This is a genomic window from Myxococcus sp. MxC21-1 (assembly GCF_032612255.1).
In the GTDB taxonomy this organism is placed as follows: Bacteria; Myxococcota; Myxococcia; order Myxococcales; family Myxococcaceae; genus Myxococcus; species Myxococcus virescens.
On record NZ_CP123278.1, the window covers coordinates 4,137,299 to 4,147,277 of the forward strand.

At 69.9% G+C, this 9,979-nt stretch carries 6 protein-coding genes; all 6 read right to left on the reverse strand.

All coding sequences use genetic code 11. The annotated features are described in order from the left end of the window. Positions 1 to 39 precede the first annotated feature (39 nt). The 6 genes from QEG98_RS19060 to QEG98_RS19085 all read right to left on the reverse strand — a co-directional run bounded on the left by QEG98_RS19060 (position 40) and on the right by QEG98_RS19085 (position 9,747). The gene (locus tag QEG98_RS19060) at positions 40 to 2,271 is read right to left on the reverse strand and encodes a type I polyketide synthase (protein WP_316567624.1); all 2,232 of its coding nucleotides are present in this window, start codon (positions 2,269 to 2,271) and stop codon (positions 40 to 42) included. A gap of 18 nt (positions 2,272 to 2,289) precedes the next feature. Further along, positions 2,290 to 3,288: a KR domain-containing protein gene (locus QEG98_RS19065; protein WP_316567625.1), complete on the reverse strand. Its 999-nt coding sequence runs from the start codon at positions 3,286 to 3,288 to the stop codon at positions 2,290 to 2,292. Further along, a complete protein-coding gene (locus QEG98_RS19070; RefSeq protein ID WP_316567626.1) occupies positions 3,285 to 5,684 on the reverse strand; it encodes a type I polyketide synthase in 2,400 nt (799 codons plus the stop codon). The genes QEG98_RS19065 and QEG98_RS19070 overlap by 4 nt, the downstream gene beginning before the upstream one ends. Further along, the gene (locus QEG98_RS19075; RefSeq protein WP_316567627.1) at positions 5,650 to 6,891 is read right to left on the reverse strand and encodes a polyketide synthase; all 1,242 of its coding nucleotides are present in this window, start codon (positions 6,889 to 6,891) and stop codon (positions 5,650 to 5,652) included. The genes QEG98_RS19070 and QEG98_RS19075 overlap by 35 nt, the downstream gene beginning before the upstream one ends. A 146-nt stretch (positions 6,892 to 7,037) precedes the next feature. Then, positions 7,038 to 8,069, reverse strand: coding sequence for an LLM class flavin-dependent oxidoreductase (locus QEG98_RS19080; RefSeq protein ID WP_090491523.1), 1,032 nt, complete (start codon positions 8,067 to 8,069; stop codon positions 7,038 to 7,040). Between the two features lie 229 nt (positions 8,070 to 8,298). Beyond that, positions 8,299 to 9,747, reverse strand: a complete 1,449-nt coding sequence (locus QEG98_RS19085) for a hypothetical protein (RefSeq protein WP_316567628.1) — start codon at positions 9,745 to 9,747, stop codon at positions 8,299 to 8,301. Between the last annotated feature and the right edge of the window lie 232 nt (positions 9,748 to 9,979).

Consider the following 9,979-nt stretch of genomic DNA (forward strand, 5'->3'; position numbering starts at 1 on the left):
GTGACGTTGGAGAGGAAGGAATCTGCGGCGCGGACAGCTTCATCCGGCGCAGCCGCTCGGTGAAGGGGCGACGATGGGGTCCATCATCGCCGAGTGGAAGGCGTGCGAGGTGTGCAGGCGACGCGACTGGACGCCACATGCGTCCAGCCGGGCCTTCAGCGCGTCCACGGCGTCGTCGGGGCCGGCGACCACCGTCATCGACGGCGCGTTCACCGCGGCCACGGACAGCCGCGCATCCAGCGACGACACCAGCTCCGCTTCCGACAGCGCGACGGAGAGCATGGCGCCCGGCGGCAGGTCCTGCATCAGCTGGCCTCGCGCGGCCACCAGGGCCAGCGCGTCCGGCAAGGTGAAGACGCCCGCGAGGCACGCGGCCACGTACTCACCGATGCTGTGGCCCACCATGGCCTCGGGCCGCACGCCCCAGGACATCCACAGCCGCGCGAGCGCGTACTCGATGATGAAGAGGGCCGGCTGGGCCAACCGCGTCTGCTGCAACTGCCGCTGGGCCTCCTCGGCACGGTCCGCGGCGGGGAAGAGGACCTCGCGCAGGTCCAGCTTGAGGTGTGGGATGAGCCGGGTGGCGCAGTCGTCCACGTCCGCGCGGAACCCACGCTCGTTCTCGTACAAGCCCTTCGCCATGCCCGCGTACTGCGCGCCCTGGCCGGGGAACATGAACACGGTGGGGCGGCTGGTGCGCTCCTCGGTGGCGGAGAGCTGCCGGCTGATGTCGCCCAGCGCCGTGAGCGCGTCCTCACGCCCCTGGCAAACGATGGCGCGGCGGTGCGGGTGGCGCCGCCTGCCCACCTGGAGCGTGTACGCCACGTCCGCGGGCTCCAGGCCCTTGTTCGCGCGGAGGTGCTCCTCCAGCCGGGAGGCCTGCGCGGCGAGCGCCGTGGGTGTGCGCGCCGACAGGACCAGGAGTTGGTGCGGGCGCGTGGACGGAACCGGAGCGCGGGAGGGCGGCTCCTCCAGGATGACATGGGCGTTGGTGCCGCCCATGCCGAAGCTGCTCACGCCGGCGCGCCGAGGCTCGCGGGCGGGTGCCTTCCACTCGCGCAGCTTCGTGTTGACGTAGAAGGGGCTCGCGTCCCAGGGGATGTTGGGGTTCGGCGTCTCGAAGTTGAGGCTGGGTGGCAGCTTGCGGTGCTTCAGCGCCAGCGCCGTCTTGATGAGGCCCGCCACGCCTGCCGCCGCGTCCAGGTGGCCCAGGTTGGGCTTGATGGAGCCCAGGGCGCAGGTGCGCGGTCCGGCTGCCTCGTCGCCGAAGGCGCGGATGAGGGCCTGCACTTCGATGGGGTCTCCCAGCGCGGTGCCGGTGCCGTGCGCCTCCACGTAGCCGATGCTCCCGGCCGATACGCCCGCGCTGCCCAGGGCCTCGGAGATGACGGCGGCACGGCCCTCGACGCCCGGCGCGGTGTAGCCCACGCGCGCGGCGCCGTCGTTGTTCACCGCGGAGCCCTTGATGATTGCGTAGATGGGGCTGCCATCCGCCAGCGCATCTTCCAGGCGGCGCAGCGCCACCACGCCCGCGCCGCTGCCGAAGACGATGCCCTTGGCCTGCGCGTCGAAGGGGCGGCAGTGCCCGTCCGGCGACAGGATGCCGCCATCCACGTAGCGGTAGCCGCCCTGAATCTGGAGGTTGATGGACACGCCGCCCGCGAGCGCGAGGTCACACTCCTGGTTGAGCAGGCTCTGACAGGCGACGTGGACCGCGACCAGCGACGTGGAGCACGCGCTCTCGATGTTGAAGCTGGGGCCGCGCAGGTCCAGCTTGTAGGCGGCCCGCGTGGTGAGGAAGCTGCCCGCGTTGCCCAGGTTGAGCTGGAGCGGGTCCACCGTGCGCATCAGCTCCGCGTTCCCCAGCAGGTTGAGCAGCAGGTAGGTGCTCAGGGCCTGTCCGCCGAAGACACCCACCAACAGCTCGGGGGGCGGCGCGCCATGGCCCGCGTCCTCCAGCGCCTCCAGCGCGCACTCCAGGAAGAGGCGCTGCTGCGGGTCCATGACCTCCGCCTCGCGCGGCGTGTAGCCGAAGAAGGCCGCGTCAAAGCCCGCCACGTCGTCCAGCCGTGAGGCCACCTTCACGAAGTGCGGATCCTTCAGCACCTCGGAGGGCAGGCCCGCCTTGAGGACTGCCTCGTCCGAAAGCGGCTCAATGGACTCCACTCCGTCGCAGAGGTTTCGCCACAGCTCCTCCAGGCTGCGCGCGCCCGGGAAGCGCCCGGCCATGCCGGTGATTGCGATCTCCATCCCCGTGTTGCTGTCCGACACGCTGTCCCCCTCTTGCGCTCAGTTCCCCGACTGGCGCCGCTGCTGGATGAGCTCCCGACGCCTGGCTCCGCGGCTTCGCCGGTCACTGGTGGTGGCCGACGCCTGTTCCTGCCCTCGGGTCAGCAGCCGGGCCATGGCGCTGAGCGTGGGGTTCTCGAAGAGCGACACCACCGGCAGGTCCTTGCCGAAGCGGCGCTTCACCTCGTTGATGACCTTCAGGCCAATCAGCGAGTTCCCACCGAGCTCGAAGAAGTTCTCGTGCAGCGCCACGCTCTCCACGCCCAGGAAGCGCTGCCAGATGTCCGCCAGCTCGCGCTCCGCCTCGTCCATGCTTGCGGGCGCCGCGCGCTCGGCCGCCGGCGCGGCGTCCGTCTCCATGGGGCCCATCAAGTCCTGGAGCAGGGAGGCGCTGCGCGCCATGGCCGCTCGCAGGTCCTCGGTGGACACCACGACGTGGGTGGGGGCCTGCGCCAACACGCGCTCGAAGACGTCCACGCCCTCGGCCGGTGTCAGGGCATGGGCCAGCATCGCCTCTCGCATCGGGTTGGCGCCGTCCGGCATCTGCGTCGTTACGGCCTGGCCCACCTCGCGCCAGGTGTCCCAGGCCAGGGAGATGATCGGCAGGCTCCCCGTCGCCGCGGCCTGGTGAGCGAAGGCATCCTGGAAGGCGCATGCGGCGCAGTGGTCAATCTGCCCGGGCTCCGCCGTGTAGGCGGTGCGAGACGAGCAGAGCACGAAGAAGTCCAAGGGCGTGTCGCGCAGCAGCGCGTGCAGGATCCACGTGCCCAACACCTTGGGGCGCAGGACGTCCTCCACGGCCTTCTGCGTGCGGAGCTGGGCAAGGCCGCCCGCGGGCACGCCCGCGGCGTGGATGACGCCGTGGAGTTCGCCAAAGGCCTGTCGCGTCCGGCGCAGCACCTCGGCCATCTGCTCGGCGTCGCCCACGTCCGCCTGGAGGACCAGGACCTCGGAGCCCAGTGCCTCCAGCGCCAGCACCTGGCGAATCCGCTGATTCACCCGGTCCTGCTCACCGTGCTCTGTGAGCCGGTGTCCCAGGTGTCACGTTCCGGCAGGGCATTGCGGCCCACCAGCACCAGCCGGGCCTGGACCTGCCGCGCGAGCGACTCCGCCAGCACCAGGCCGATGCCACCCAGGCCGCCGGTGATGAGGTACGTGCCTCGCGGACGCAGGCGCGACGGCGCATCCGCGGCGGGCGCGGAGATGCGCACCTGCTCGAACGACTGTTCCCAGCGGCTCGGGCCTCGGAGCGCCACGGCGCCGTTGGAGGAACCCGTGGCCAGCTCACCCACCAGCCGCGCCACCAGGGACTGGAGCGTCTTGCTACAGCGCGGGGCCTCCACGTCGATCGACCGACATGTCAGGCCCGGCACCTCGTGCGGCAGCACGCGGCAGGCGCCCAGGAGCGTGGCCTTCTCCGGGGCCAGCACCTCATGTCCGGTGACGGCCTGCACGCCGCTGGAGACCACCGTCATTTGCACGGGCCCGGCCGCGCCATGGCCAGCCAGGGCCTGTGCGAGGAAGAGCAGGCTGAAGAAGCCGGTACGCTGGGCGTGCTCCACGCCCGCCAGTCCTTCTCCCGCGGAGTCCACGCTCCACAGGTGGACGATGCGCTCGGGCCGGCAGGAGTCCTCGGCGAGCGCGTTCAGCAGCGCCGCGTAGGTCTCCGGGCGGGTTGGGTCCACTTCGAAGGCGCCGTCATCCACTCGGCGGAAGTCGGAGCCCTGTGACACCCGGGTGACCCGGCCGCCGCTCTCCGCCAGCCGTGTCGCCAAGGCGTCTCCCAGCCCGCCGGTGTCGGTGAAGACGAGCCAGTTCTGGGGCGCGGCGGTGGTTGCGCGCGGCACGAGCGTGCGCTTCCAGGAGGGCAGATAGAACCAGTCCGCCGCGTCCTTGCGCCGGGCGAGCGGGACGTCGCTGGCGATCGCGATGCCGGCTGCATTCGGCTCCAGCCAGTGTCGCTTGCGCTCGAAGGGGTAGGTGGGCAGCACCACGCGCCGCCGCTGCTCTCCGGCCTGGAGACGTCGCCAGTCCATGGGCACGCCCGCCGCCCAGAGCCGGCCCAGCGTGGTGAGGACGAAGCGCATGTCGGAGCCGGGTTCACGTGGCGCCCGCATCGACGTGAGCACCACGGTGGGCTGGCCGCGCTCCACCTGCAGGCGCGCGAGCGAGCCCAGCGTCCGCCCGGGACCGACCTCCAGCAGCACGCGCGACGGGTTCTCCAGCAGGCAACGCACGCCCGGACCGAAGCGCACCGTCTGCCGCAGGTGGCGCACCCAGTACCTCGGGTCGGTGGCCTCCTCCTCGGTCACCCATGTCCCCGTGACACCTGAGACGAAGGGCTGCGTCGGCGTCTGGAGCTTCAGCCGACCGACGAAGGCCGCGAACGCCGGCAGGATGGAGTCGATGAGGTGGGAGTGCGCGGCCACGTCGATGTGGACGCGGCGGTGCTCGATGCCTCGCGCCGCCAGGTCGGCGGAGAGCGCATCCACCGAGGCGGTGTCGCCGGCCACCACGCATTGCGACGGTCCGTTGACGGCGGCCAGGGACAGGTGCTCGCCCAGCATCGGCAGCAGCTCCTGTTCGGACAGGGCCACGCTCACCATCGCGCCGGAGGGAAGCTGCTCGAAGAGGCGGCCACGCTCGGCCACCAACGCCAGCGCGTCCTCCAGCGAGAAGACCCCCGCGAGGCAGGCGGCCACGTACTCGCCCATGCTGTGGCCAATCATCGCCTCGGGCCGGATGCCCCAGGACTCCCACAGCTTCGCCAGCGCGTACTCCACCGTGAAGAGCGCGGGCAGGCCCACGGAGGGACGGGGAAGGGGCGCGCCCGCGTCCGCGTCGCCCGCCGGGTACAGCACCGTGCGAAGCGACGGTCCGCCGCGGCGCTGGAAGATGGCGGCGCACGCGTCGAAGGCTTCGCGGAAGGCGGGCTCCTTCTCGTACAGCTCCTGCCCCATGCGCAGGTGCTGCGCGCCACCGCCGGGGAAGAGGAACACGACGGAGCGGCCACCGTCCTTGGCCACGTCCGTGAACACGCGCTCGGGGGTCACCTCGGACAGCACCGTGGCCGCGTCCTCGCCACTCTCGCAGACCACGACGCGCCGGTGCGGGAAGGCCTTGCGGCCAACCTGGAGGGTGTAGGCCACGTCCGCCAGGGATTGCTCGGGGTGCGCCTCCAGGTGCGTGCCCAGGTTCTGGGTGAGCGCGTCGAGCGCGGCCGGCTTCTTCGCGGAGAGCACCAGCAGCTGCCAGGGCCGTGACGGACCGGAGGGCGCTGGGGGCGGCGGCGCTTCCAGCAGTGCGTGGGCGTTGGTGCCACCAATGCCAAAGGAGCTCACGCCCGCGCGGCGCCGGTGGTCATGCGGTTGCCAGTCCCTCAACGCGGTGTTCACGAAGAAGGGCTGCGCGCCCAGTCGATGTTCGGGTTGGGCGTGCGGCAGTGGAGGGTGGGGGAATGCGTCCGTGCTCCACCGCCAGGGCCGTCTTGATGAGCCCCGCCACGCCGGCCGCCGCGTCCAGGTGGCCGATGTTCGACTTGACCGAGCCGAGCGCGCAGAAGCTCGTGGCCTCGGTGCCGGCGCGGAAGGCGCTCGTCAGCGCGGAGACCTCGACCGGATCTCCCAGCAGGGTGCCGGTGCCGTGCGTCTCCACGTAACCCACGGTGTCCGGCGTCACGCCCGCCAGGGCGTGGGTGCGGGCGATGACCTCCGCCTGTCCCTCGGCGCTGGGCGCGGTGTAACCGAGCTTCGAGGCACCGTCGTTGTTGATGGCGGAGGCCCGGATGACGGCGTGGATGTGGCTGCCGTCCGCGAGCGCGTCATCCAGCCGCTTGAGCACCACCACGCCCACGCCGCTGCCGAAGAGCGTTCCCTGGGCCTGTGCGTCGAAGGGGCGGCAGTGGCCATCCGGCGACGCGATGCCACCGGGCTGGTGCACGTAGCCCGTGCGCTGGGGCACGTCCACGGACACGCCGCCCGCGATGGCCACGTCACACTGGAAGCCCATCAGGGACTGACAGGCCAGGTGGGTGGCGACCAGCGACGTGGAGCAACCCGTCTGGACATCCAGGCTGGGGCCCTTGAGGTCCAGGTGGTACGCCAGCCGCGTGGCGAGGAAGTCCTTGTCGTTGCCAATCATTACCTGGAAGCTGTCGCTCGACTCGAGCAGCTCCGGGTGCGTGCGCAGGTTGAAGAGCAGGTACGTGCTCAGGCTCGTGCCCGCGAAGACGCCCACCGAGCGCGACTCCGTATCCAGTCCGTGGCCCGCTCGCTCGATGGCCTCCCACGCGCACTCCAGGAAGATGCGGTGCTGCGGATCCATCAGCGCCGCCTCGCGCGGCGAATAGCCGAAGAAGCTCGCGTCGAACGCGTCCACCTGGTCCAGCACGGCTCCGGCGCGCACGAAGCCTGGCTGTCGCAGGCGCTCCTCGGGAACGCCGCGTGCCTTCAGTTCGTCGTCCGTGAAGAAGCGGATGCCTTCCACCCCTTCGCAGAGGTTCCGCCAGAAGGTCTCCACGTCGGGGGAGCCCGGGAAGCGGCCCGCCATTCCGACGATGGCAATGGCCAGATCGTCGCCTTCACTCAGGTTGTCTTCGCTCATGGCAGTCGACGAACTCACGTTCAGGAAGCGAGATGGGGTAGCGGCCCGGCGGCACCACGCACACTCCCCACGGAGCCCTCATGTCGCGGGGCTCAGGGCGGTGGCCGTGACGCGGGGCAGGGCTCCGCGTTGCGCGGAGGCGAGGCTCAGCTGGCTGCCTGGGCGGCGGGCGGCGTGCTCGTGAGAGAGAACGCGTCAGCAAGCAGCTCGTAGGAGCGCATCCGGGCGCGATGGTCGTGGACGATGGTGGTGACGAGCAGCTCGTCCGCCTGGAATTCGGCGGCCATGCGCAACAGCTGTTCCTTCACCTGGTCCGGTGAACCACACACGACGCGCTTGCGGTCGAACTCGAGCGTGGCCAGGTCCTCGGGCGTGTAGGCGTAGGCCTCCGCCTCCTCGATGGAAGGAATGGGCGCTTCGGGCCGGCCCCTGCGCGTGTTGATGGTCAGCAGGTCGCTGCTCCGGGCTATTCGCCGGGCCTCCTGCTCGGTCGGGGCACAGATGACGTAGACGCTGACGGCGGAGTTGGGCGCCGCCTGTACGTGCGAAGGCTGGAAGCGCTCGCGATACCCCCGCGTCACCGGGCCACCATGGATGGGGTTGAAGAAGTGCGCGAAGCAGAAGGACAGACCCAGCCGGGCCGCGAGCGCGGCGCTCTGCTCGCCCGAGCCCAGGGCCCAGACCTGCGGCATGCCCGGCGCCATGGTCTTCAGGCTCAGCTTCTCGAATTCGGGCGTCGCGGGCGTGGTGCCCGACAGGAAGGCGACGAGATCCTCCAGCTTCGTGGGGAAGTTCTCGTTGTTCATCGGCGGCCCGTAGGCCAGTGCGCGGGCCACCAGGTCCGTGCTGCCTGATGTCCGTCCGATGCCCAGGTCGATGCGGTTGGGGTGGAGCGTCTCCAGCAGCCGGAAGACCTCGGCGACCTTGAAGGGGCTGTAGTTCGACAGCAGGACGCCGCCCGTTCCCACCCGGATGCGAGACGTCGCCGCTGCGACATGCGCGACGAGGATTTCCGGCGCCACGCCCGCGAAGTGTCCTGAGCCGTGATGCTCCGCGAGCCAGAAGCGGTGATAACCGAGCTGTTCGGCGGCTCGAGCCAGCTCCACCGTGTTTTGGAAGGCCGCACGTGTCTGGGAGCCGCTGGCGACGATGGAGTGATCGAGAACACTGAGCTTCACGGCGAGCGTTCCTTCCCGGGCAGACGGCGCCCTCGGGGCCGCTTCGAGACGGGCCGAGTCGTCGCGTGTCCGCGTTTCATGATGGTGACAAAGCCTATAGTAACGCGGTTATCTGCGACAAATGGGATTTGGTTGATTATGCTTGAAAATTGAGAATGGGTGTCAGCCCGGAGCGCGCCTGACTGCCAGGGGCTCTTTCATTCCCCGAGGCTCGGTGTGACACAGGCTGTTACTCAACGACGACGAGCGCGCACATCAACGCGCCTTGGGTCGCGTTGACCACGTCCTTGCCCTGACCGGTGGGGTTCAGTCGCACCATGGTTCCGCCGTAGCGCTCACCGAAGACAAAGGCGCCCCAGATGAGGATGTGGGGGCCCACGGCGCCGTCATCCCGCAGGAAGTGGTAGGGGCGGGGCTCGACGCGCTCCTGGACAATCCAACCGCCGTGCTCCAGGCCTTCCTGGATGGCGACGTCCCAGTCCTCGGCGGTCATCGCGCGGCCAATCAGCACCGACTTGCCGCCATAGGCGCGGCCCGCCTTGAGCACCAGGCCTTCGCGCTTCGAGGCGGCGAGCTCGTCGGGCAGCCACACGGAGGCGCCGTCGCGCGTCGTCTGGGTGGAGCGCACGCGGCGCGTCCAGGGAATGTGCCGGCGGATGAGCTCACGCTCCTCCTGCGTGAGCGCGGGTGACGCTTCGTTCTCTGACAGCAGCGCGATGTTGAGCTTGTCGTCGAGCAGCTCCTGCGCTGGGCCGTTGTAGAGACACAAGGTGCGCGCGGCGAGCGCGGCGCGGACGCGGGCGTCGAAGTCCAGGCCCACCACTTCGAGCCGATCTCTCGCGTCATGTTCCTGCACGGCATGCAGCCGCCGGCCGCGCATCGTGAAGCAGTGGCCCTCCGCGTCCTTCACCTCGCTGTAGGTGCCGATGAGCACCTCGCCCTTCGCGCCTTCAGCAGCGAGCAACTCGCTCAGCGTGCTGTTGAGCAGCAGCGTTGCCATCTCCCTGCCCGCGGCGTCGGGCAGCTCGTTGTCGGGGAAGAGCACGGCCAGGTTGCATTCGCCCTCCCACGCAACGGTCCGTCGCACGTCCTCGACGACATGACTCAGAAAGGCGCGCAGCGTGTCCTGAAGCTGGATGCGCAGGCCCTGCTCCTCGGTGAAGCGCTGGAGCACGGGCTGGTCCATCACCACCTGAGCCTTGAGCCCTGTCTCCCATCCGCCCAGGCCCGCCATCATGTTGATCTCAAGGCACTTGAGGCCGTCGGCCGAGTCGATGAAGTCCCCGCGACTGAGCGCGCCGCGCGCGTCCTCCGTGTTGGCCAGGACCTCCGTCGCCACGCGCGCCCGTTCCAGCGAGACACCGTAGTAGTCGGCGATGCGCCGAGGGTCGCCGTCCAGCAACAGCCGAGGCCCGCGCTTGACGAGCCGGCAGAGCTTGACCGAGACCTCCTCCAGCTCACGGTTGCGGCGCGAGTCGATGAGGAGTGGCCACCGGTGCAGCTCGTAATACATCAGCGGTGACGCTTCGAACTTGTGGAAGCGGTGCCGCGCGAACACCTCGGGCGTCCGCTCCGCGAACTTCAGGAACGCCACCGCCGCCGCGGACAGCTCACCGTGCAGCGCCTGGATTTCATCGGAGAACTTCAGCTCGCCTGGGGATCTGTGGACGTGTGGCATTTTCCGGGTAATAGCACTTTGACTAAGAGTGCGTATAAAGCGGCTGTTTTACGTGCTCGAAGCGACGGCGGCTCACGCGGAGGCTTCAGCCTTCCGGGGCGTCGGCTGAGCTGATCCCGCAGCGCGAACGGGGTGTTGGTCTGGAGCCGCGTCAGCAGCCGCTGCGCTCCGATGCGCGCGAGCCCAGCACCAGGACTCCGGACGAAAACCGGAATGTGGGTGCTCATAGCTT

Excerpts from the sequence above, each read along its gene's own strand:
- QEG98_RS19075 (WP_316567627.1), bottom strand. The coding sequence starts at position 6,891 with ATGAGCGAAGACAACCTGAGTGAAGGCGACGATCTGGCCATTGCCATC.
- QEG98_RS19085 (WP_316567628.1), bottom strand. The coding sequence starts at position 9,747 with ATGCCACACGTCCACAGATCCCCAGGCGAGCTGAAGTTCTCCGATGAA.